The 24,545-nt window shown below is 38.3% G+C and carries 18 protein-coding genes; 13 read left to right on the forward strand and 5 right to left on the reverse strand.

The window, feature by feature from the left end:
* Window positions 1-60 precede the first annotated feature (60 nt).
* Window positions 61-3,402 (reverse strand): DEAD/DEAH box helicase, encoded by a 3,342-nt coding sequence (locus BBI00_RS04430; RefSeq protein ID WP_065397636.1) that lies wholly within the window; start codon window positions 3,400-3,402, stop codon window positions 61-63.
* Between the two features lie 145 nt (window positions 3,403-3,547).
* Between BBI00_RS04430 and BBI00_RS04435 the strand changes: the two genes are divergently transcribed.
* The 3 genes from BBI00_RS04435 to BBI00_RS04445 all read left to right on the forward strand — a co-directional run bounded on the left by BBI00_RS04435 (window position 3,548) and on the right by BBI00_RS04445 (window position 6,534).
* Entirely contained in the window at window positions 3,548-4,345 is a 798-nt protein-coding gene (locus BBI00_RS04435; RefSeq protein ID WP_065397637.1) for an SDR family oxidoreductase, read from the forward strand.
* A gap of 99 nt (window positions 4,346-4,444) precedes the next feature.
* Window positions 4,445-5,359, forward strand: coding sequence for a helix-turn-helix domain-containing protein (locus BBI00_RS04440; RefSeq protein ID WP_065397638.1), 915 nt, complete (start codon window positions 4,445-4,447; stop codon window positions 5,357-5,359).
* 191 nt (window positions 5,360-5,550) lie between these two features.
* Window positions 5,551-6,534: a T9SS type A sorting domain-containing protein gene (locus BBI00_RS04445; protein WP_065397639.1), complete on the forward strand. Its 984-nt coding sequence runs from the start codon at window positions 5,551-5,553 to the stop codon at window positions 6,532-6,534.
* 84 nt (window positions 6,535-6,618) lie between these two features.
* Here BBI00_RS04445 and BBI00_RS04450 read toward each other — a convergent pair whose 3' ends face one another.
* A complete protein-coding gene (locus tag BBI00_RS04450) occupies window positions 6,619-7,239 on the reverse strand; it encodes a hypothetical protein (protein ID WP_065397640.1) in 621 nt (206 codons plus the stop codon).
* An 86-nt stretch (window positions 7,240-7,325) separates the two neighbouring features.
* Entirely contained in the window at window positions 7,326-8,171 is an 846-nt protein-coding gene (locus BBI00_RS04455) for a helix-turn-helix domain-containing protein (RefSeq protein WP_228394713.1), read from the reverse strand.
* Between the two features lie 183 nt (window positions 8,172-8,354).
* On the opposite strand from BBI00_RS04455, the gene BBI00_RS04460 reads away from it, so the two are divergent.
* Window positions 8,355-9,515: an MFS transporter gene (locus tag BBI00_RS04460; protein ID WP_065397641.1), complete on the forward strand. Its 1,161-nt coding sequence runs from the start codon at window positions 8,355-8,357 to the stop codon at window positions 9,513-9,515.
* An 88-nt stretch (window positions 9,516-9,603) separates the two neighbouring features.
* Here the strand turns inward: BBI00_RS04460 and BBI00_RS04465 are convergent, their stop codons facing one another.
* Together BBI00_RS04465 and BBI00_RS04470 are read right to left on the reverse strand one after the other, a co-directional pair.
* Window positions 9,604-9,999 carry a hypothetical protein gene (locus BBI00_RS04465; protein WP_065397642.1) on the reverse strand — a complete coding sequence of 132 codons (396 nt, stop codon included), beginning with the start codon at window positions 9,997-9,999 and terminating at the stop codon, window positions 9,604-9,606.
* Window positions 10,000-10,049: 50 nt separating this feature from the next.
* The gene (locus BBI00_RS04470) at window positions 10,050-11,429 is read right to left on the reverse strand and encodes an MFS transporter (RefSeq protein WP_065397643.1); all 1,380 of its coding nucleotides are present in this window, start codon (window positions 11,427-11,429) and stop codon (window positions 10,050-10,052) included.
* A gap of 75 nt (window positions 11,430-11,504) precedes the next feature.
* Between BBI00_RS04470 and BBI00_RS04475 the strand changes: the two genes are divergently transcribed.
* The 9 genes from BBI00_RS04475 (at window position 11,505) to BBI00_RS04515 (ending at window position 24,545) form a co-directional block, all read left to right on the forward strand.
* Complete coding sequence (locus BBI00_RS04475) at window positions 11,505-12,353, forward strand: AraC family transcriptional regulator (RefSeq protein ID WP_065397644.1); 849 nt, start codon at window positions 11,505-11,507, stop codon at window positions 12,351-12,353.
* Window positions 12,354-12,531: 178 nt separating this feature from the next.
* Window positions 12,532-13,026: a MarR family winged helix-turn-helix transcriptional regulator gene (locus BBI00_RS04480; RefSeq protein WP_065397645.1), complete on the forward strand. Its 495-nt coding sequence runs from the start codon at window positions 12,532-12,534 to the stop codon at window positions 13,024-13,026.
* Entirely contained in the window at window positions 13,023-13,787 is a 765-nt protein-coding gene (locus BBI00_RS04485) for a hypothetical protein (RefSeq protein ID WP_065397646.1), read from the forward strand. The genes BBI00_RS04480 and BBI00_RS04485 overlap by 4 nt, the downstream gene beginning before the upstream one ends.
* Before the next feature lie 701 nt (window positions 13,788-14,488).
* Window positions 14,489-16,561, forward strand: coding sequence for a type VI secretion system Vgr family protein (locus BBI00_RS04490; protein WP_185116314.1), 2,073 nt, complete (start codon window positions 14,489-14,491; stop codon window positions 16,559-16,561).
* 11 nt (window positions 16,562-16,572) lie between these two features.
* Window positions 16,573-19,053, forward strand: coding sequence for an HET-C-related protein (locus BBI00_RS04495; protein WP_065397647.1), 2,481 nt, complete (start codon window positions 16,573-16,575; stop codon window positions 19,051-19,053).
* Between the two features lie 77 nt (window positions 19,054-19,130).
* Entirely contained in the window at window positions 19,131-19,871 is a 741-nt protein-coding gene (locus BBI00_RS04500) for a DUF7738 domain-containing protein (protein ID WP_228394714.1), read from the forward strand.
* 315 nt (window positions 19,872-20,186) lie between these two features.
* Window positions 20,187-21,161: a hypothetical protein gene (locus tag BBI00_RS04505; RefSeq protein ID WP_065397649.1), complete on the forward strand. Its 975-nt coding sequence runs from the start codon at window positions 20,187-20,189 to the stop codon at window positions 21,159-21,161.
* A 27-nt stretch (window positions 21,162-21,188) separates the two neighbouring features.
* Complete coding sequence (locus tag BBI00_RS04510) at window positions 21,189-21,653, forward strand: DUF4280 domain-containing protein (protein WP_065397650.1); 465 nt, start codon at window positions 21,189-21,191, stop codon at window positions 21,651-21,653.
* Between the two features lie 9 nt (window positions 21,654-21,662).
* Window positions 21,663-24,545: a hypothetical protein gene (locus tag BBI00_RS04515; RefSeq protein WP_065397651.1), complete on the forward strand. Its 2,883-nt coding sequence runs from the start codon at window positions 21,663-21,665 to the stop codon at window positions 24,543-24,545.

A 24,545-nucleotide genomic window follows, 5' to 3' on the forward strand; every position in this document is an offset into this window, starting at 1 on the left:
TTTTATGTTCCTGATGTTCAGATTCTTTAGTCTGTGCATCAGGAATTAAAGAACTTAATTTTAAGAATCGGATTCCAGCAGGTCCATAAGGTCCTGTTTTGATAATCCCTGAAGCGTTGTACCATCCGTTTTGAGGAGATTCTGGGCCAGCTGCTGCTTCTTTTTCTGCAGGGTCAGTATTTTCTCTTCTACAGTATTGGAACAGATCATACGCACAGCAATGACATTTTTAGTCTGGCCAATCCTGTAACTGCGGTCGATGGCCTGGTTTTCAATCGCCGGATTCCACCAGGGATCTACAAGGTATATATAATCAGCCTGGGTAAGGTTCAGCCCGATACCTCCGGCTTTTAAACTGATTAAAAAGACCCTTACTTCTTTATTGGTTTGGAAATTAGTAACTTTTTCCCCTCTGTCTTTAGTTTGCCCGGTGAGATACTCAAACCGGATATTGTGTTTTTCCAGTTCTGCTTTGATAAGGTCGAGCATTCCCACAAACTGTGAGAATACGAGTATTTTATGATCTTTTGATTTTCCCAGGATCTGCTCCATCAGAATTTCAACCTTTACCGCATGCTCCCCGGAATAGCCTTCTTTGATAAGGACCGGAGAATTACAGATCTGCCGCAGTCTGGTAAGCCCGGTAAGAACATGCATACTGTTTTTATTCAGCTCATCATCGTCATTGGCTGCAATAAATTCACGGAGTTCTTTTTCGTAGGCATCATAGATTCTGCGCTGTTCAGCATTCATTTCACAATAGATCACCGTTTCCGTTTTTTCAGGCAGTTCTCTGGCTACCTGTTTCTTGGTTCTGCGGAGAATGAACGGCCTGATCTTCTGCTGAAGCTCAAGAGCACGTTTGCTGTACTCAAATTTATCAATAGGGATGGCGTAAATGTCCTTAAAATACTGTTTGCTGCCCAGAAGTCCCGGACAGGCAAAAGAAAGCTGGCTATACAGGTCAAAGGTGCTGTTTTCGACCGGAGTTCCTGTCAGTACGATCCTGTTCCGGGCCTGGAGGAGGCGTGCTGCTTTATATCTTTCAGAATTAGGGTTCTTGATCGTTTGCGATTCATCAAGGAAAATATAATTAAAATGAAAAGCCTTAAGGAATCTGATGTCAGAAAGCAGCATTCCATAGCTGGTAAGAACTACTTCGTAATCTGCCATATGACCGGTTGTTTTCGGCCTGTCAGCTCCATAATGCAGTAAAACTTTCACAGAAGGTGCAAACCTGCTGATCTCTTCCTGCCAGTTGAAGAGCAGGGAAGTAGGAACTACAATAAGGTTGGTGGTGTGACCCCGTTTTTCTCTCTGCGACAGGATAAAAGCAATGATCTGAACCGTTTTTCCCAGCCCCATATCGTCAGCCAGACATCCTCCGAAATTGAACTCGTCAAGAAAATTCAGCCAGTTGAGGCCATGATGCTGGTAATCTCTTAATTCAGCTTTCAATGCATCCGGAACTTTTACTTCAGGAATACTTTTCACCTTTGAAAACTTTGAAGAATAGGTCATTACTTCATTCTGAACTTCCTTACTCAATACTTCTTTTTCAAAAAGGGAAGAAATTTCTGTAAAGCTGATCTTGGGAATTTTAAGTAAGTCCTCATCAATTTCCCCGGCCTGGAAATAGGCGGTAAGCTTATCAATCCATTCTTCGGGAAGAATCCCGAGGGAACCGTCATCCAGCTGTACGAATTTACTTTTATTGCGAAGGGTTCTGTGAAGCTGTTTTAATGTAGCTTCTTTGGGGCCAAATCCCACTTTCAGTTTTGCATTAAACCAATCGAGCCCGCTGGTAATCTGGATGTTGATCTTCGCCCGGTGCGGATTCAGCTTATTGTTTTTTAGTTCGTTGAAGCCAAGAATGGTTACCCCTTCGTTTCTCCATATTTCAAAGGCATCAAGAAACCAGTTATTGTCCAGGAATTTATCCCTGTGCAGATAAAAATACTGATAGCCATCCATCTGGTCTTCAAAATCAGGATGCTGCATCATGACCAGGGAAGTAAAACGTGCTTCGGCTGCTTCATTTCTTTCGATCTTAAAAGGATTTCCATTCTGATCCGTATCAAAAATCTGCTTCCTGGAATACACCGGAACTTCTACTTCACCATATTTCATGACAGGAGTAATGCCGATATAATTTTCCTGTTGACGCAGATAAATAACCTTTTCTATCTGATAATTCCTGTCTTCAAGTTGTACTTTCGTTGCTTTTTGTATGTAGCTGTAATTGATTTGGATACGTTCTTCCAGGTTGGAGAGTATGTTCTTCATAAATGCCTCATATTTAGAAGAATGAATCAGCAGAATCTCATTATTAGCTTTAAAAAACCTGATGATTTTCAGCATGTCCGGATGGGCTACTAGGCTGAAAATGTTTTGGTTATATACGAAGTATTCATTTCTGAGAACAATATTTTTAAAAGGAACAGAAATATCATTAAACTGTAATTCTCCTGTTATTTCAAAAAACGGATCTTTCTTAAATACAGAAAGTTGTACCTCTGCATCTAAAGTATTTAATTCAACAGGAGTCAGGGACTTGGCAGACATGTTTTCTGCAATTTTCCGGTCATGATAATATACTTCCAGTCCCAGTGGATTCTCTACAATACGTTTTAATGCCTCCAGTTCGGAAGCATTATAGTCTTCATTGTAATTACTTTGGAAAGAATGAATGGCTGTATAGAATTTGATTTCCTGAGGCTTCTCAGCCTTCCATATCAGCTGCATGGCATCCACAGGAGTCACGGGATTTTTAATTTTTCCCGTCTGTGTACTTTCTGCTTCCATCAGAGAAAATACCAGATGATTGTAATAGCGGTGTTTGCCCATTACCAGGATCTGTTTCTTGCCTGTTTCTGTTACGGTCAGTTCATCCGGCCCCGAAGGTTCCTGAGGAAGAAGGTCTCTCTGAAACATGATCTCATCAACCGGAAGCATTTCTTTGATTTTGGGCAGGATCTCAATTTTTCCATCGTTATATTCTATCCGGAAATAGGTGTCAAGATCCGGTTCGTGTTCCAGACCATAACTTTTAGCCTTAGGAATCAGCATTTTTCTGCGGAGAATATCATCAAAAAAGACCCGGAATTTCTTCTCTTCCAAAATAGCATGAATAATTTCTGTCTGATGTGAACAAAGCTGTCCATGAGGGCTGTCACATGTACAGGAACATAGAAGAGAGCTGCCAATCAGGCTTATGGTAACCACAGGAAAATCCTGAAGTGGAGATTTCTTCGTAAAAATACCGGTATTATTTTCAATAGCAGCAGGATAAATTTCATGAAAATCCCTGATTCCGATAAAGGTAGTGTCTGTAGTATGTTTCAGAAGATCATAGACGGAAAGGGTGCCGATACTGATGTTTTCAAGAATATATTCTGCCATAAAAATTGATAGAAGCAAACTTACAAAAAAAGGATGAATGAAAGAGTGAGGTAAAATCCGTTTTGGCTACAGCTTAATCCGTTTTGGCAACATCACCCTTTTTCCTATTGCAGACCTTTGTCATGTAATTTTAAACAAAGAAAAAATGAAAACAATTTTTATAACGGGTGCTTCTACAGGATTGGGAAAAGCAACCGCTCAGTTATTTCAGAGTAAAGGGTGGAACGTCATTGCTACGATGAGAAATCCCGATGCTGATGCAGACCTGGCTTCGTTGGATAATGTAACGGTGCTTCCACTGGATGTTACCAACCCTGAACAGATAAAATCTACGGTAAATAAGGCACTTGAGACCGGGGATATTGATGTGGTTTTTAACAATGCCGGATATGGGCTTATAGGACCGCTGGAAGCTTTGAAGGATGAGCAGATCGTAAAACAGCTGGACACGAATCTGCTGGGAGTAATCCGTGTTACACAGGCCTTTATTCCTTACTTCAGAGAAAGAAAAAACGGAATGTTTATCGCTACAACTTCCATAGGCGGACTGATCACCTTTCCTTTAAGCTCTACGTATCATGCTACAAAATGGGCCCTGGAGGGTTGGAGCGAAAGCCTTGCTTTTGAGCTTAATCCGTTGGGTATTGATATCAAAACAGTTTCTCCCGGAGGAATCAAAACAGATTTCGTCAGCCGGTCTTTAGACACTGCAACAAGCCAGGCCTATGAAGGAATGACAGCTTCCAAGTTTTCTAAGATGGAAGGTATGATGGATGCCGCTTCCACCCCTGAACAGATTGCAGCAGTGGTTTATGAAGCCGCTACGGATGGTAAAAAACAACTGAGATATGTGGCGGGAGAAGATGCAAAAGCTTTGTACGCCCAGCGTCTTGAACTGGGAGACGAAGTTTTCAGGGAACAATTGGGTAAACAGTTCATATAAAATACTGATCATTTCAAGGGCTTTGTAATTTCAGGGCTGGATACATAATTACTGATTTTTTGAGATGATCATTTCTCTTAAATAACTTACATTTATATCATGGAAAAGAGAGACAACAGTCCCCTGAAAATTTCATCCATTTCAGAGATGCATGACCTGCTGCAGCTTCCTAAGCCGCTTCATCCCCTGGTAAGCCTTGTGGACAATACCAAAATGACCATCAGTAAAGACATGCTGAGCAGAAGCTTTATTTTGAATTTTTATAAAATTTCCTATAAATACTCCACGGTCGGTAAAATGGGATACGGAAGAGGCTATTATGACTTTAATGAGGGCGGAATGATGTTTACCTCACCCGGCCAGATTCTTTCAACAGATGAAGGTGCTGAATATTGCGGGTATACTTTACTGGTGCATCCTGATTTTATCCGGAACTATCCGCTGGCAAAGAATATCAAAAACTTCGGTTTCTTTTCTTATGATACGAATGAGGCCCTTCACTTGTCAGATCAGGAAAAAACTACTGTTACGGGGCTTCTGGACAGTATTACCAATGAACTGAACACTGCCATTGATGAAGTGACACAGGATGTGATCATCTCCTATATTGAAGTGCTTCTCAATTACAGCAACCGTTTCTATAAGCGGCAGTTCATTACACGAAAAGCCGTAAACAGCGATTTGTTAGCTAAAATGGATCATATACTGGAAGATTACTTCAACCAGCAGGAAACATTGACGAAAGGGCTTCCTACAGTGGAATTTCTTGCTTCTGCCCTTCACCTTTCCCCACATTATCTGAGTGATATGCTAAGAAACCTTACCGGACAGAATGCACAGCAGCATATTCATGAAAAGCTGATCGAAAAAGCTAAAGAATACCTTACAACCACCAGTTTTTCAGTTTCTGAGGTAGCATATGCACTGGGATTCGAACATCCGCAATCGTTCAATAAACTGTTTAAAAAGAAAACTGATGAAACCCCTTTAAGCTACAGGCAGTCTTTTAATTAAAAAAATATCCGGTCCGAGAGGCCGGATATTTTTTGATGTGCTTGCCATAATGTAATCATTTACCACCGTATAAAAAATACCGGATTTCAGGTAGATGAAAATACTTTTTTTTCAGGATTGATAGCCACTGTAATGGGAAGTAAATTTGCAGGTACAATGAGACTCCACATCCAATTTTAAAAATAAATAATATGAAAAAGCTAAATTCTATCTTATTTCTTGTTGCAGGAATAGCAGCGTATGCACAGCCTTCCATTACAAGATCTGCCATTGAAAGAATCAATATACCTGTTACATTTAAAGCCGGAGATGTAGCGCTGACGGCGACTCCCGGTCCTTCGGGCGCTAATGTGAACTGGGATTTTTCTGCCTATGCAGGAGCCAATACTTCTACCTCTACTATGAATGTATGCCCCGGGGAAGCCAACTGTTTCAGGTTTCCTGAAGCCAACAGGATTACCAAACCGACACTTTCCGATACCTATGACTTTGTTTCTATCACGGATACCGAAGCCAGAATGCTGGGAACGTATGCAGGTGTAGGATTGGGAGATATTACAATGACCTATACAGATCCTTTAATTGATTTTAAATTTCCGGCTACTTACCTGCAGCAGTTTACCGATAATTATCAGATCAGCACAACAGGCGGTACAGGAAGCTCAGCCGAAACAGGGCAGGTAGACTATACTGCAGATGCTTATGGTACGATTACAACTCCTACAGGGACTTATTCCAATGTTCTGAGAATCAAAAGAATGAGAACGGGTACGCAAACACCCGGTCCTTTCACCTATACCAATGAATCCTATATGTGGATCAGCCAGAGTGCAGGAATTGTATTTAATTTTGCAATCAATACTTTTACATTTAACGGAACTACCAATGTCACAAAAAGCATTTCTTATCCAGCTGCGGGAGCGTTGTCTACTGTTGATTTGGATGCTGAAAAAGAAGGTATTTCCGTATACCCGAATCCTGGTTCAGATATGATCAGTTTAACATCAAAAGAAGATATTAAGAAAATAAAGGTGATGTCTTTGGAAGGAAAAGTTGTTTTAACAGCAGAGAATCCTAAGAATATAGACATTTCAAAGCTTCAGAAAGGAGTGTATATCCTTCAGGGTGAACTGAAAAAAGGAGGTTCCGTTTCGAAAAAAATTATTAAAAAATAAAGTAAAAATTCGGTTTGGGGAAGTTTTTCAATCAGGGACAGTATGAAACTCATACTGTCTCTGCCTTTTTATTCAAATGCTTCTCTAGCTTATGTTTTCTATAGAGTCAATCATCCAGTGATCTTTTTTGATCAGTGTGTATCTGAGTTTCATCCCGCAGTGTTCCAGATGGCATTCTACATAACATAGCTGGGCATTTGCAGGCTTCAATGTCAATTTTATGCGGTCTATGTTTTTGAGATCAGCCTGATAGTCTTCCTGGGTGAGAAAGAAATAATTGTAATCAAAATTAACCGGTGGGCCATCGCTTGCCGGGTTTTGCCTGAAATATTGATCTCCGTCCCTGTAATGCTGTTGGTAAGCAGAAAGGAAGTGGGATGAGAATAAACCTGTATTTCTAAGGAACTTTAATTCCTTTTCCACCTCATCAAAATCCACCTCATAATTGGCTGCTTCATCTTTTTCTGCAATGGTTCCTCCTTTTACAGTAGCGAACTGATCAAGTTCCTGCTCATGATCCCTGTACCATTTGAGAAATGTTTTTACGGTTTCAGCCGGAGATTCATCCTGTGTTTCTATTACTTTATTTTCCGTATGGAATTGTTTAACAGTATCTTTTGTCTGAATATTGTTTGAAACACTTTCTTTTTTACACTGGATGAATGAGGTGACGATCACCAATGCAAAACACGTTTTTTTGATCATGGATGTTTTCTTTTTTCAAAGGGCTAACTTACAAAAAATAAAAAAGAGAAAAATGGCCACAATCTGTTATACAAGATATTTTCCGGTTATTTCCGGATCTTATAATTTTGTCTGTATGCATTGGCTGTAATCCCTGTGCATCGTCTGAAATATCTGCAAAAAAGAGAAGAGTCTACAAATTGCAGCCGGTTACTGACTTCTTTGATGGAAAGGGAAGTGGTCTTAAGGAGTTCTTTGGCATGTTTTATCACCATGTAGCTGATCCACTGTTTAATAGGCTTTCCGGTTTCCTTTTTGATCAGACTGCTCAGATACTGAGGAGAAAGATGGAGCTGGTCAGAATAGAAGATCACGCTTCTTTGCAGATGTCCCTGCTCATTCAGTAATTCAAAAAAGTGGTCTATAATATCTTTGCTTCGGGTCTGCAGAAGGCTGTTGTCTTTGATAACCGGAAGATAAAGTTTTGAAATCACTTCAAGAAGTGCATAAAGCAGATATTGTACAGCTTCTACAGTACTTTCTTCTTTTGTTTGATAATGGTATTCCTCTATCAGTTTTACCGTTGACCAAATGAGCTTTCCGGCCGGAGACCCCATCCGTATTCCCGGATTGAGCTTAATTTCTTCACTGGCAAGCAGAACGGTCAGAAAACTATAAGAACTGATAAAATCCAACGAAATGAAAAAAACGGTCATATCCAGATCATCACTACAGGAAACATCAGCCAGATCCGTATCAGGCAGAAGCATAATGACCGAATTATTCCCGATCTTAAAAGGAAAGGTACTGATCTGAAAATCCAGAGCACCTTCTGAAACAAAGCAGAATATCAGTTTATGGAGCTTTCCGGCTCTTTGATCAAACGCTTTGATATCATTTGCTTTATATTTCTCAATATATAACCCTTCGAATGTTGGCTTAATATCTATCATGATGGAGATGGTTACTTCTCAGAATGCTTATACATTATTTCCAGTGATCAAATGTAAGCAGTAAATTTTTCTTTTTCTCTGCAGTGTTTAAAATGGAATATAAAATATCAAAAATGGAATATATTTTATTGGTGAACTGTGCCTAACTTCGCATCCGGAAATCTGAATCAAATAACAGTCAAAATGCACGATAGAGAATCTTACAATACGAAAATGCCTGCAGCCTGCTTTTTACTTTTCTTTGCCCACGGGCTTGTTTTTTCTTCCTGGGCCAGCAGGATCCCGGTGATCAAAAATGCGCTCTCAATCAGTGAAGCGGAGCTGGGAACTCTATTACTGCTGATGCCGATAGGACAGCTTTTTACTATGGTTCCTGCCGGAAAACTGATCAGCAGGTTCGGAAGCAGCCGGATTATTAAAAGCTGTTTTTTGCTGTATCCTGTTTTTCTGTTGCTGATCGGGCTTTCACCATCTTACTGGGCGCTTGCTGTGGTTCTTTTTTTCTTTGGAGTTTCCGGGAATCTGTGCAATATTGCGATGAATACGCAGGCGATTGAAATAGAATCGATCACCAAAAGAACACTTCTTTCCTCTTATCACGGTGCCTGGTGCCTCGCAGGATTGGTGGGAGCAGTTGTAGGATTATTGGCGATTAATATCCATGTAGGGACTTTTTATCATTTCGTATTCATTTTTATCCTGGTGGCAGTGCTATGGATGTACGGCAAAGGAAATTTAACCAATATCATCCATAAGGTTGAACCGCAAAGGCAATCTATTTTTAAAACAGTAACCCCTACTTTGGTAGGGCTTGGAGTGATCGGGTTTTTAAGCATGGCTATTGAAGGTGCTATGTTCGACTGGAGCGGAGTATATTTTCAGACAATTGTAAAAGCACCGGATGGACTTGTCATCCTGGGATATACAAGCTTTATCTTCATGATGACTTTAGGCAGATTTGCAGGAAACCGTGTGATTGAAAAATATGGAAAAAAGACCGTTTTGCAGGGCTGTGGTCTCCTGATGAGCTGCGGTCTTTTCCTCAGCGTTTTCTTTCCGGAATTATGGATATGCATTATTGCTTTTATGATCATTGGTCTCGGAGGGTCTCTGAGTGTTCCATCGGTTTACAGTGCCGTGGGACAGGTGAGTACAGTTGCGCCCAGCATTGCATTGTCTTTTGTATCCAGTATTTCGTTCTTAGGATTTCTGATGGGACCTCCTTTGATCGGATATATTGCTGAGGCTTTTGATCTCAGGTATTCCTATGGTCTTTTTGCGTGTTTTGGTATTCTGCTGGCAGTAATTGCCGGACAGATGGAAATATTCAGAAATAAAAAGTGATCTGTTTTCTGATCAGTTATAAATTTATTTATTTTAAAAATACAGTCCAATGTAGTATTTGCACACATCATCGGACTGTATTCGGATTTTACCGTTCTATCCGGTCTTCAATAAGGTGCAGCCAGGAAGCTTTTTCTTCATCCAAAAGAAAAACGGCTGATGATTTTCTTTTGTTGGTTGCGTCTCCGGTTACCTGAATTTCTGTATAAGTTGCCAATCCATGATGATCAGAATAGCTGATCTCTATATTTTCAACCTGAATGCTGCGCCCGGGAAATTTTCCAAATACTGTTGGTAGCCATTCAGAAAGCATATCTAAGGTAACGATATCGCTATTTCCGTTGATCATTTTAAAATCTTTTGAAAATCCTGAAACCAGATTTTGGTAAAGAGCGGTCTGATTCTCAGAGTCTCCCCGGAACCATTTTTCAATATTCTTATGGAATTCCGTTATTTCTTCGATAATTTTTTCTTTGTTGCTCATAGATTTAAATATAATTATTTTTACTTGTTGTTTGATTTTTTTGTCAATTTTCAGACACAGATATATTTTTTTAATCGAATACTGATTCCTGTTCCCATAATCTGAAAAACTCCAATCAGGGCAATGGCTGAAGCAAATGCTTCAGGAAACCCCAATGTTTTGATCATGTTGAAAAATACAGTTCCGATAATGGCTCCTCCGGTTACACTGCCTATCTGTATTCCGATACTGATCAGACCTGATGCCTGTCCCACCTGACTTCCCGATACGGTTGAAATCGCTGTCCGCATCATTACAGGCATAATGGTGCCATGACCTAATCCTGCTATGAATAATGTTATAGTTGTAATCAGAGAAGGTTTTTGCAGAATATAAAAAGCAATTGCACTTGAGATAAACCCTGTCATCAGTAATCCTAAACCTATGAAAATCATTTTATAGAGAGGTAGCTTGAGTTTAGGCATGATCAAAGGACCAATAAAAAAAGCGATTCCATAGGGAACGATAGCAAGTCCTGCCTGCATAGAATTCTGATGAAGAAATTGTTGAAGATAATAGGGATAGCAGATAAACAGACCGGATGTAAAATTGTAAAAAAAGATGATGATCAGACTTAATGCAAAAGGAAGGTTCTTCAGCAAACTGACATCGATGAGTATGGATTGTCCGTGTTTCAGCCTGTATATTTCATATTTAAGGAAAACGGCCAATAGGATTATTCCTGTAAATATAACCCCAAATATCCACCATGCCCAGTGGTATTTTTGTCCGAAAATCAAAGGACAGATCAGCATCAGTAAAGCCAGTATCAACAACAGGGAACCTGGAAGATCTATTCCTGTATTTTCCTCTCTATGGTTATTGTCCATGGTGAAATGAATACCCAAAATACAGATGAGGGTTACCGGAACATTAACAAGAAATACCATTTCCCAGGAAAAATTTCCCCAGTGCATACTGAGAAGCAACCCGCCAAGCAATTGTCCGATGACAGAAGCCAGCCCGAAAACAGCACTGAAAATACTTATTGCTTTCGGTTGTTCCCGGCTGCTGAATAAGACTTTTATAGAAGCCAATACCTGAGGGGCAAGCATAGATGCACCAACACCCTGAAACATCCGGGCAATAATCAGCCAGGTAATATCAGGAGAGAGAGCACACGCAAGAGAAGACAGCAAAAAGATATATAAACCTGATGTAAAAGCTTTTTTTCTGCCATACAAATCTCCAAGCCTCCCTCCGCAGACAACAAGCGCTGCATAAGTGAGCCCGTAAATAGCAACCACCATCTGAAGCTGATGATCGCTGGCACTGAATGTTTTTTTTATAGAGGGTAATGCCATATTGACAATGAAATAATCCAGCGGAGATAGAAATGCTCCGGCAACAAGAAACTGGAGTGCCTGCCAGCGTTTCGGATAGGTGTTCATAATTTTTTTATGCAAAATTAACCTCTTGAAGTTCTGTGAAAATTGTATTTTTGGAGGAAAAAATAGAGTGCAGAAATGAAAGGAGCAGATCTTGAAGGCATCGATGTCCGGGAAATACAATTGAAGGAAGATGAGGCTGTTTTTAAAGCAAAAGCTTTTCTTTCACTGGTATATGTTGTAAAAGGAAAGGGTAGTCTGACCTATGATGAAAGAAGAATTGATTTTACGGAAGGTAAACTTTTTATTATTCCTCAACATGAAACGTATCGTTTTGAAAGCGAAAATGCCATACTTACCACCATCCAGTGTCCAATGGAATTTATTGATAAAATTAGGATGGAAGCGGATCGTATCGAAAGCTGTGAGAACCTGTATAAGTTAAGGTATATAAGTAATAATTACCATGCGAGAGCCGGATGTGTATTCCGTAATAAGGATGATGAGAAATTTGCCGGAACTTTGATCGTGCAGATTGCCAGGGAGCTCAGAAGCAAGACGGAAGATTATCTTATTATCCGGAACTGTATTTCTATTTTACTGAATCTTATTGCCCGTAATATCATTAAAAGTGAAACTTCTGATCTGCAGGAGAACAGGAAAGCATTTTCCATCATGAAGATCATTACTTATATTCAACAGCATGTAAAGGATAGGGAAAAAACAGGTATTCCAGCTATTTCCGGTCATTTTGGAATTTCCGGAAACTATTTTGGTGAGTATTTTAAACAGCAGACCGGAGTTTCTTATCAGGATTATTTACTGGACTATAGGCTTAAACTTGCTGAAACCTATTTAAAATACAGCAGTGTACGGTTGAGTGAGATTGCTTATGAACTTCAGTTCAGTGATGAAAGTCACCTCTCCAGATTATTTAAAAAATACAGAGGAGTTACGCCTGGTGAATACAGGAAAAAGTTCAGGTGAAGAGAATAGAAAATAGCTTTCTAATGCTTAAAAATGAAACAATAATTCAATTGTTTTTAATTTTATATTATTGATTATTATAGTGTTATGATTTTATTATTAAATTAATACAGCTAATTATATAGTTAACTATATAGTTAGCTGTATTTTTTTTTATATTTACAGCAAATATTGAACTATGGATTTTGACTTTATTAAAGAGCTTGGTTATAAAGCACTGGATAGCAGGCTTAAAAGGATCAGTGGCCGGATGTCTCATGATGTCAGGAAGTTTTATAAAGAATTCGGAATAGATGTAGAACCCAACTGGTATCTTGTACTGATGCTGTTGCAGAAGAAAGGAGAGATCTCTATCACGGATATTGCGGAGCCTTTGGGGTATTCCCATCCTTCCGTAGTAGTGATTGTCAAAAAGATGACAGACAAAGGCTATCTGCTTATCAAAAAAGACCGTACGGACAAACGCAAGCAGATCATTTCACTTTCCCCGAAAGCCATAGAGATGCTTCCTCAGCTGGAAAAAATCTGGGACAGCTGTGAAAAGGCAATTCTCCAGCTGTTATCTGAAGATCTTGCGATTCTGTCTTATCTGGACAGTATAGATCAGGAGCTTAAGAGTGAATCATTTTACAACAGATTCAGACAACAATACTTAAAATCAATACATTCATGAAAACATTTATTCTTATTGCTGCATTCCTTTTGGGTAATCTGATGGTTTCCGCTACAGAAACAAAAGTGATGATCAGAGCAAAGGCAAGGGACGCTAAATTTATAGGGACTTCACTGGGAGGGGCTCATATTATTGTAAGAAACAAACTAAACGGGAAAATTCTGGCAGAAGGTAATACAACCGGAAGCACAGGCAATACCGATCTGATCATGAAAACACCTAAAATCAGAGGTAATTCAATTGCAGACGAACAAACCGGAGGTTTTATCGCCAATATTGACATAGATGAACCCACATTTGTTACCGTAGAAGTTATTTCACCCCTGAACAGCAGGCAGGCACAAGCCACAGTAACTACAGAACTATGGCTGATTCCCGGAAAAGACATCCTGGGAGAAGGACTTATTCTGGAAATTCCGGGATATATTATTGATATTCTGAAACCAAGAACCCATCAGTATATTGCTCTGAACACCATCAAAGACAAACCGTTCCTGTTTCAGGCCAATATTGTTATGATGTGTGGCTGTGTAATTGATAAAGGTGGGGTATGGAACTCCGATGAAATAGAAGTAAAAGGAATCCTTAAAAAAGATGGCAAAGTCATTAAAAATGTTGATATGTCTCTGGTTTCTACGAACCTTTTTGAAGGGAACCATCTCATCAATACACCGGGAAATTATGAGCTGATATTGTACGCTTACGATAAGAAAACAGGAAATACAGGAGTAGATAAGGTAAACTATGTAGTTTTTGAATAATTGTTGTAGCTGACAGACAGCCGGGAGCTTGAAGAAGGAAGTTATTAAGGGGATCAGATTTTTGGAACAACAATCAATACAATTAAAAAATAAAACCCTGCCTCCTTCCAGCTCCCTGCCTTTTTGATATTTTATTTCTGGCTTACAATAGCCAATTCTGCAAGAAAATCCTCAGGTTCAGTATTTGGATAAAATTGCCTCCATAAAAAAACAAAAAACATCCTGATTGATCTGCTGGTCTGATCCCCGTTTCAGTGTTCGTAGCCGTTTGACAGCTTTTTATACCTGAAAATTAGCGTACTTTGGGCATTTTAAATAATTTTATAAATGTCTGGAATCTTTTTCAGGTTTTGTAATGATCTGAAGATAATATTTTTATAATCTCAAAAATCGTAGAATTACTACAATTTTTCAAAAAAAGCCTATTTCATTTTGCCGTGATTTTTTATGGTGATATATTAGCCCTATCAAGTCATAAAATATAGGAATGAATAGCATAATAAACCATTGAGAATAATCATATTAAGCATAAAAAAGCATTAGCCGATTTGCCTGATATGAATGTATACAAACAGCTCTGTACCGACAAATAATACATGGGAGCCGGTAAGTAATTTGTCTGAACTGTTTTGAATGAACGGCCGTATCTCTCTGGTATTTTTCCAGAAAAAATATAAACACACCAGCAAAAAAATTATACCATGTTTAAGGAACCCAATGAGAATCTTTCCAAAAAGAAAATAAATACAAATTCTGCCCATACATCAGACACTACAGCAAAGTTCATGGGCAAGACCATGCATACCAATAATCCTACTGTTTCTGAAGATAAAGTGTGGTCAAAACAACCTACTTCCAAAATATTTAACGCCCAGGGAATTCCCGACAATGCCGTTGCAGGAATCAACAGGGTAGTGAAGCTGGAAATCTTCGTAGAAGGTAAAGCTATTAAATTTTTCAAACATTTTAAACTTAAGCAAAGTGCGGTAAAGCATCATGAATTTGATCTTATTCTTGCCCATGATACCTTAGGAAGTGCTGAAAATCATAATCTTGAAGAGGCACAAAGCTTCTTAGGAAAAAGAATTACCGTTATTTTCAGGTATAAAGATGTTGAAAGAGGTCCTGAACGAAACTTTGTAGGGGTTATTACCGAGGTGGGCTTCAGTCAGGAAAAAGGAAGTCTGGGGAATATTGTGCTGACAGGTTTCAGCCCGACGATTCTTTTGGATGCGGCCCCGCATATTCAGAGTTTTGGTGGAAGCCAGCCGATCAGTCTGAACAGTATTGCCAGTGAGGTGATCAAGGAAGGGCTGGGACAGGAAAAATTTGATTTCAGGGTAGATGCCCGCTATGGAAATGTACCTTACAGTTCTCAATACGAAGAGACCCATTATAATTACCTGGCAAGAATTGCCGAATCTTATGGTGAACAGTTTTTCTACGATGGGGAAATTCTTCACTTCGGACAGCTTCCGCCACAGGAAAAACCGGTAAAACTTGTTTACGGAAGTAACCTGAGCGATGTGAAGATCAAAATGAAGGCACAGCACGTTAATCCTACATTTTACGGCTACAACAGCAGTCAGCACGAAAAGCTGACTACCGGAGCGTCCAAAGTAAGCCATACTTCAGACATTGCAAGAAGAGCCTATGAAATCTCAGAAAATACTTTTAAAACACCATCATTAAGAATTGCACCTATCAATGCTTCTACCTTCATGGATGTTGATTCATCCCAGAAAGGAACTACAGGAAGCAAGGCTGCTGAGGTTTTCATTACCTCAGGGTTTATGACTGTTCCGTTTTTATACCCGGGATGTATTGTAGATCTTGAAATGCGTAAAACCGATACTAATGATACTTCCTATTTTACCAAGCTGATGCTGACGGAAGTAACCCATGAAGTGGATGCCCGAGGATATTATAACGGATATTTTGAATCTATTGCTGCAGACACAGGTTTTCTTCCACGTCCGGATTTCCATGTGCCTAAAGCTGAGCCTCAGATCGCAACCGTTATCTCGAACACAGATCCATTGAACCAGGGACGTATACAGGTACAGTTTGACTGGCAAAAAAGCAATACCACCCAATTTATCAGGATGATGAGCCCGGATGCCGGAGGTACAGATCAGATCACCCAAAACAGAGGATATGTTGCGGTTCCTGAAGTAGGAGATCAGGTAATGGTTGGTTTTGAATATCATCATCCGGATTTTCCTTTTGCGATGGGAGGAATGTTCCATGGTCAGGTGGGATTAGGCGGCGGAGTAAACAACCATATCAAATCTATTCAGACCCGGAGCGGCAACAAAGTGATTTTTAACGATGCGGAAGGCAGTATTTTTATTGAAGACCCAAGCGGAAATACTTATTTAATGGATGGGAAAGGCAATATTACCGTTACTGCTCCTAAAAATATGACCTTCAACGTTGGCGAGAATCTTACAGTGAATGTGGGCCAGAATATGAATACTACGGTAGGCGCTGACCAGAGTAACATCGTGGGAATGAATAAAACAGAAAGTATTACCATGAACAGTTCACAAAGTATCGGTGCCATGAAGATAACTTCTGTAGTGGGAGATGCCAGTATGATGATTGCCGGGAAACTGACGGAAGTAATTGAAGGTGATGTACAGAGTGAAGTGAAAAAAGAAAGAAAAGAATATGCAGGGGAAGTTGAAAACTCTTCAAGCAATGGAACTATTCATCAAAATGCGAAAGTTGAAGTAAAAAATAATAGCGGGGAGAAAAGTAATAACTTTTAAACGATTGGTATATGAGTAGGACACGTATTGTAAAAGGTAAACTTACCAAAGTAACTCATGAAGATCATTTTATATTTTCAAGAGGCTCCATTGTGAATAATGGCGCTACAAAAGTTATTCAAAAGGGAGATGAAAAAGGGGTTGTCTATGGTACACCTGACTTTCCTGATTTGGTATATGAACCGACTGAATATAAATTGAAAAGCCCGCTGGCCCATGAGCAATTGAAAAATACGGCAAAAGAGCTGTCCGAAATGACTTTCATACTTCTTATGCTGCAGATTTTTGGCGAGGAGATTGAAGTGGAAGCTATAGGAAAGCTTTATAAAGATTTATGTGATGATAAGCTGGAACCTCCTGAGATTATCGTCACAAAAGATCCTATTAAAAATTATAAAGCCAATTATACCAATAAACGGAAAAAAATATTGGTAAGTAAAGGATTTGTAGAAGAGGCAGTTAAAGACAATGAAGTAAAGGCACAATTAATGGTTGCATTACTGGAAGAGTATGGTCATCATATAGATAATCTTTTGCGTACCGATTATGCTACCAATGGAAAGGAAGATAAAGACAGAATAGATGAGGGAGCCAAATTTGCCTACTATTTTTTAACAGTTGATCTTGCCAAGACCCCCCAACTGGAATTTGCTGAGGCCGAGATACCAGAATACAAGGGTAAACTTATTTTAGATCTTGAAAAAGAAAGTCAGGATCTCTCTCAGTATGCCAATCAGGATCAATGGTACGACGATGATCCCAATGAGGATGATATTGAAAATTTTGGTTTTGGTTTTGCCCACGGCACCCATGGTGGAATTGAGATGGATGCATTATCTAAAGTAGGATTTCAACAATCCGAAATTTTACAGATCTATTATGGAAACTGGCTTCGGGATGTGTCTCAGGTCTTGGTTCCTTTCACGATCCGTTTTACGAAGGAGGTGAGAGCCGTAGTAGAAAATCATAATGAAAAGACAAAGGGCAGAACCCAGCATATCCAGGCAGGGAATACAGCTAAATTTTCTCATGATGGCTGGGTAGAGATTATAGAGCTGTTTGCAGCCAAAGAATTTGTGTATACCAAAGGAGGAGACAAAATTAAAACCGAAAATTACGTTAAACATCTCGAGCGCTTCAGAGCTACATACGGACAGCTTACCAAAGATATTTTAGGGATCTACCGTCCTGAAGAGCATATTGATAATCCGAGAGGTTTAGAAAGAGAACCTCAGGCTGTATACGATGAGACCCGTGTAAAAAGAGAAGTTCCCGGAGGCTTTGAGGAGATAAGTTTCTACATTGGAGAGAGCGAAGAATGCTTCAGAGTCAACAGCTTTGGACAGAAATATTATATTTACAGAGATGATGAAGATGCCCAGAGAAAAATGGGTGAGAAAACAATGATAAAGGCAGATCCCTTACGCCCGTCATCAGATTCATATATGTCCAATCAGCTAAGGCTTGCCGTAATGAAAGGAAAAAATAGGGATGGATTCAGACATTTTGGAGCCGCTCTGCATGTTTTGGAGGATTATTTTTCACATACTAATTTTGTTGAATTATCATTATGTAAATTAGGCTGGACAAAAAAGGGCTTCGAACACCTTAAAAAAGTGTATCCATGGGTACAGAACCGGCAGGGTACAGATTATTCAAAAATTCCTGTTGTGACAGGTAAATTCTTATTGGATGATACCTGTGCCAGTGTAGTTCCGAAAATGGCAGATATGCTTCTGCCTATAGGCTTTTCTAGTTATGAGGTAGGCAATCCCGGGGAGAGAACTTTTGGACAGCAAACGATTTATACTGTATTGAAAGACCTTGCACAGGGACAGAAAGAAGACCCTACACAGAAAAGTGTACAGTATCTTGGAATGGATTCTGTAGATCTTTTTGAATACTATAAAAAATTATTGGAACTTTCAGACTGGATGACTACACAGAAACAAAGAAAAGATGCTGTTGGCTGGGTTATGAGAAGTTTAGGTTTTGTATCACATTATATGGGAGAAATTTTAATGAATTTTACCAATGTAGTCTTTAATATATTGATAGAATCAGTAGATGATGATATTAAAGAAGCCCAGACGCACGGTACCAATGTAAATTATGGAGAAGACCCTACCCATACCCAGATTGGAAAAGATGCCCATGAGAATCCGTTAAACGGATTGGCTGCTATATTGGCTACAATTGCCGTAAAGGATGTAGGTCAGCGTATGAAAGATATTTGGGAAGGAAGGGTATCAGATCCTAACGGATCCAATTTGGTCTCTTATGTGCAAAATACCTATTCCAGGCATCCCAGAGCTGTAAATTGGATGGATCAAGAGATCGAAAATTGGGTTAATAGAGTATCTAAAGATCCTGCTTTTTTGAATAAATTATATCATCCTACTCCTGTTGCTCACGCTCATGATACAGCAAAAAGAAAAGTAAAAATAGGATTGGATAAAATAGAAGAACTGAAACGACATTTCCTTAAGTAATGAAAAAGTATTTAATAATATTTAGCATATTAATGGTATGCTTATCTTGCACAAAAAGTAAATCCCAACAAAAAGTAATGACAACAGATTTTCAACTGACAGAATGTGAAGCTCTATATAAAAATAAAAAACTTCCTTTTGGTAAGCCTGTAGAAGAATGGATTAATATATTTGGAAATAAATACCGTAATATTCCTGATGATGCTAAATCTTATTATAAACGCTATATCTGGGACGATTTGGGAATTGTTGTAGAAGAAGAGGGACATAATAGCAATAACCCCAAAAAGACCACAAAAATGTATATTTTTTATTCTAATCTTACGAGTCCCGCGGGTCATAAAGGAAAATTAAAGTTTGCATATGAAAGAGAATCAGAAACTTATTTAATAAGTGAATATAAAAAGAACAACCCTAGTGCACTTACAAAAGAGCTGGAACAAGAATTTATCCAGTTGAAATCTATAGGTGGAAAAGAAGGCCCTGATAAGTATATTTATCCCTATACGACTTACAAACAATCTGTAACGATAGATGGAGCAGAAGTACGTGGAGGAATGTTATTGAAAGAGTTGAATAAAAACCGTAAGGAAAAAGACCTTCAGATTTTCACTTTCAGGGATGACAATATGGATGGTGTCAATGAAACAGGAAGTACCAAAGGAGATAATGGAGAATATTGGAATGATAACAGAAAAAATGACTGTGGTAACAAGCAAAATTATTATTTCCTCAACAGTGTTCAGTACAGTGATTCTGAATTGGAATATATTAAAGTAGGTTACAGGGCAAAAGGGGATGATAGCCCATATTTTTAAATTGCATTGTATTATTTGTTTAGATTATATCAGAAATGGTAGAAAATATTTTCATTATCGGAGTTAAAGTATAGGACCATTGAAAAACAGGTAAGGGTTTAAGACAATAATTTGGGTTATAAGCCTAATCGGTCTATGAAAAATAGAATGGGGACAGAAGCTTCTTTTGAAGAAAGAAAAGCTAAGAAATAATAATTACAAAAAATTAAAATAAAGAAAGGAATGACATCCTGATATTATGATGGCAGATGATCGTATAAGTAATATCGGTACCGGCATTTTAGACCCAGAAATGATATTGCATACGCCAATAGGATGAAAAACTCTGAAACAAAAGAATACAGGAAGGTAAAAATAGAAGGAATCCTGAACCTTAAAGAATTTTCCGGGGAATACGAAATGACCCCGGAAGAAGTGGTGGGTTTCCATAATCAATATTGCAGTATTCAGGAATTACTGACGGTATCTCTGCCCAAATATGTTGAATACGTTTATATCCCTTCAGATAAATTTGAAGTAAGAGATAAGAAGCTGCTGAAAACTGCAACATTAAAACTTCCTACTGATCTCAGCGATAAAGTATATGGAGTTATTATTAAATTTTTTCCTAAAAACCTTCAGATCCACTATAAGATAAAAGTAAAAAGAACTCCAGCTTATATTGAACTTGCTAAGGAAAAAACATATGTAAACAATCATGGGATTGATAAAGTTATAGAACAGCTGTTTGAAAAAGCAGAACAGGTTTTATATCCACTGCAGATTTCGGTCAAAAACAATGGCGGACTTGACAGAATTATCAATCATGAACAAATATTCCATCGATGGAAAACAGACTGCCATCCCAAACTGAAAGAATATTACCGGTCTGAGACAACGGATAAGATATTGGCACAAATGGACCAGGCTTACGCAGATCTTAACCTGAAGAAAGACCTCTTTGACAGGAATTTGTTTTATAAGTTATTCTTCCTGCCTGTTTATAAGGGATATCCCCAGTTTCTGAAAAAAGATTTTCTGGAGATTTACTTTTCAGGATTGTCACAGCAGATAGGATATGAAACAGAATTTGCACTGAGCAGGGAATATACAAGAGGAAACAAAATAGCATTAAAAATAACGGGAACGGAAGAAGATAACCCCTTTAATAAAAACAAAGCTAAAGGACAGGTGAACTTCTTATATAAATTTCATAGAGAAACAAGAGAATTATTTTCAGTTACCGGTTATTGTTCAGCTTTTGAAAAAGGAATTGAGTATAAGGTTGATTTTCAGCTGTATGAACAGTAATATGTAAAAACAAAAACACAATATACTATGAGTGAGAAACATTTGGTTTGCCAGGGAGCTACCTGCCAGTGCAAATTTGGAACAACTCCTGATAAGCTTACCGTAAAAACACAAAGTAAACGCTACATCAATGAGAAGGATGGGAGCAAAAAACTGATGGCTACCCATGTAGATATCGGACCTACTTTTGAGAAAAATACTTTCGGATCCTGCAAAAAAATGAATAATAACCCATGCCAGGCAGTCGTTACCCAATGGAGTGGCTATTATGAAAAAATTAAACTGGAGGATAATAACGGAAAAGCCCTTTTAGAAGACAGTAAAGCCACCTGCCCGGTTGGAGGGCCGGATTGTATTACGATCATCAATCATGGACAGACCGCTGAAGCTTCTGCCCAGAATGTGAAGAATGCGGATGATGAGGTTCTGGCTGAATTGTTACCGTTTGTTAACACTAAAAGTAAGGTGAAAAAATATATTCCAATCAACTAATATACTGCCATGGAAAACACAACAAAAACATCGGAAAATAAAGATAAAGCTCCGCTGCATATCTATATAGAAACGAACCCGGGGCAGGTATTTCATAAAGATATTGGATGGCTGGAGCTAAAGAAAGCAGAAAGTTTCAATGTTTATATAAAAGAATATAAAGACAGAAAAGATGTTTTGGATCAGCAGAAAGAAAAAGATTTAAATGCTGCCAGGAAAAATCATACAAAGAAGATCAGTGATATTGAAAAAGAAGAAAAAGAAAGCTATGATTTTATCCTTAAAAATTATAATGACTACAATGCAGGGAAAGTAAAAGCTGAAACTTATGATGCCAATGTGAAAAAACGGGAAGAAGGAATGGCGGCCCGTGAAAAGAAAAGAAAAAAAATTAACAATGATAATAGTGAGGCTGTTAAAAATATCAACAAAAAATATGATGATGATTTAGCCGTTATTACAGCTGATTATGGCTCCGTACGGTGGGTACAGCAGCTCATAGGAGACCGGAGACCGGAGCTTACTGCAGAAAGCTTCAATGAATCGGTTACGATGGGAACTGCTGCTATGAAATTTACCTTTGAAGAATTTTTAGAAGGCGGAGGGGCAGTATATCTGGAACCGTTTTGGAGTGGTACAAAACCTCAGGGTAAATACCCGCATGGTGTCATTATCAATGCGAAAGGTGAGAGTCCTGATGTAATGTTGGCACAATGGGAGGATGCAGACAATAATGTGATTAGCAAAACATTGAAATTCGGATCATCGGTATATCTGAATGTTTATACCAGTGCATTATATGGAAATAATATAAAAGTACAGTTAAAAGATAAAGACAAGATTATAAGGTTAATTACGCTGGGGCTTACCAACGCAGATGATGACCTTTATGCTGTAGAATATCTTAATAATAATGCAGAAGAAAGAACCAATGAAGATATCTCAAAACAGGGAACTTACTTTGAAAGAGCTGTTTCTGTGCATGACGCAAAAAAGGCACCATCCACTGCAAAAAAAGGCCTTCTTATAGAGGAGGATGGCAACAAATACGACGGTGTTCCTGCAACAAAAATTAATATACAGAAGTCTAAGTTCGTTGTATTTATAGATCCGCTATGGCAGACTATGGGAGGGGAATCTTTGGAAATCTATCCTGTGGTATATCATAATAAAATCCCTGGGGGGAAGAAAGTCCTTCAGGAATGCCTTCTGAAAATCGATAAAAATGCAACTGACGAAATAAAAGTAGATTCTTCCAATTCAAACCAGGTGGTTGTTCTCAGCCAGGTGGAAACTGATATTGCTTTTTTTCATCCCTGTCAATACTCTGAAATTACAGGTGATTATAATAAGAAGAAGTCAACTTTATTTCAGCGGATAAAGGATAAATATAAAAATGATATTTATTACAGAATTGTAGCAAGCGAAGAAGAAAAACCTGTTGTCATTACTATAACCGATTTAAAAACAGATGACTGTGCATATGAAGAAAAGCCGGAACTATGGCATGAAAAAAAGGCAATAACTGTAAAAAACAATCCATCCCTTTATAAAGGATTAAATATTGGAAGAAATGATATAAGTTTCTTAGCCTCATATCCTAAGCCTACCCATGCACAAGCACTTGATATGATGAATTTAAGTGGAGTAAGAAAACTGATTTATCCTATCAGTCTGAACTCATGTGCGATCTCCAAACCGTTAAATGTAGAAGTTTTTCCTGCAATATATTATGAAGTCGGCTTTAAACTGGCAGCAGAAAACCCCTTCTTTACCGGACAGACAAAATCTTACACCCAAAGAAAATATTTGGGAAAAGGTGGTTTTTTTAATAAAAAAACAAACAAAAAAATTAGAAAGGAACAGAGACAGGCTCGTGAAGAAAACTATAAAAATGATAAGCAGGAAGTAAGTGAGGGAAGGCTAAGTTATAGTCAGTTTGAAGTCGCTTTGGAATGGGGATATAATGATTTTAAACAGGAAGCCATTACATTTTCTGGTGAACATCCGGTTTTTAATATTATTGATAGCGCAATGTGGGTCATCAATAAGATAAGTTTATTAAGTTTTAACAAGGAAGCAGATGAAGCCATAGCTGAAAATAAAAATAAACGGCCGGACCAGGTAAAGAAGAGAAATAAAAAACGAAATGCTTATCTTGCCGGGAAAAATAAGACACTCAGTAAAATACCATTTAAAATAGAAATAGGACAACCTGCTTTTGCAGGAGCTGTTAAATGGAGTTATGTTGCCAGTGAAAAAGAAGGTGGCGAAGTAGGCACCCTTTATGAGGTGAAATTCAAAGCTGATCCTTTGATAGAAGTAAAAGGAAGTCTTGATCTTCTTTTTGTAGCTACTAAAATTCCATATGTAGGACAGGCAATAAAGGGGATTACTGCGGTAGCAGATACGGTGGGTTCTGCAGATGATTTTTGGAATAAAGTAGTTGATTTTTTTGGAGGCGGAAATGATTATAAGATTCAACTGGATATAGATTATTATTTGGATCTGTTTGTTTCCGGAGCATTTAAGATAGAAGCTACGGCAACGAAATATCACACAGTAGATGGCTTTAAAGAAAATGATATTAGCCCGTCTGTAGAAATAAAATTCGGGATTGAATGTGGAGGAAGTTTAACCGCTAAATTTGGAAATGTCTATTCTTTGGAGGCAGAATTTCAAGGAAGTGCTTATGCCGTTTTAAATATTGCTAAAAATGCGGAGACAAATTCATTGGAATGTAAATATCAGGGATTATATGCAACAATTAAAACAAGTGTGAAGACTGATAGTGATAACCTTAATAGTAACGTAGAAGACAATGATGCGGAGCCATCTGAAAACAAATACCTTTTGCATGACGGCTTTTCGTATGAATTTAAACTTGATTAA

The sequence above is a fragment of the Chryseobacterium arthrosphaerae genome, from assembly GCF_001684965.1.
Classification (GTDB): domain Bacteria; phylum Bacteroidota; class Bacteroidia; order Flavobacteriales; family Weeksellaceae; genus Chryseobacterium; species Chryseobacterium arthrosphaerae.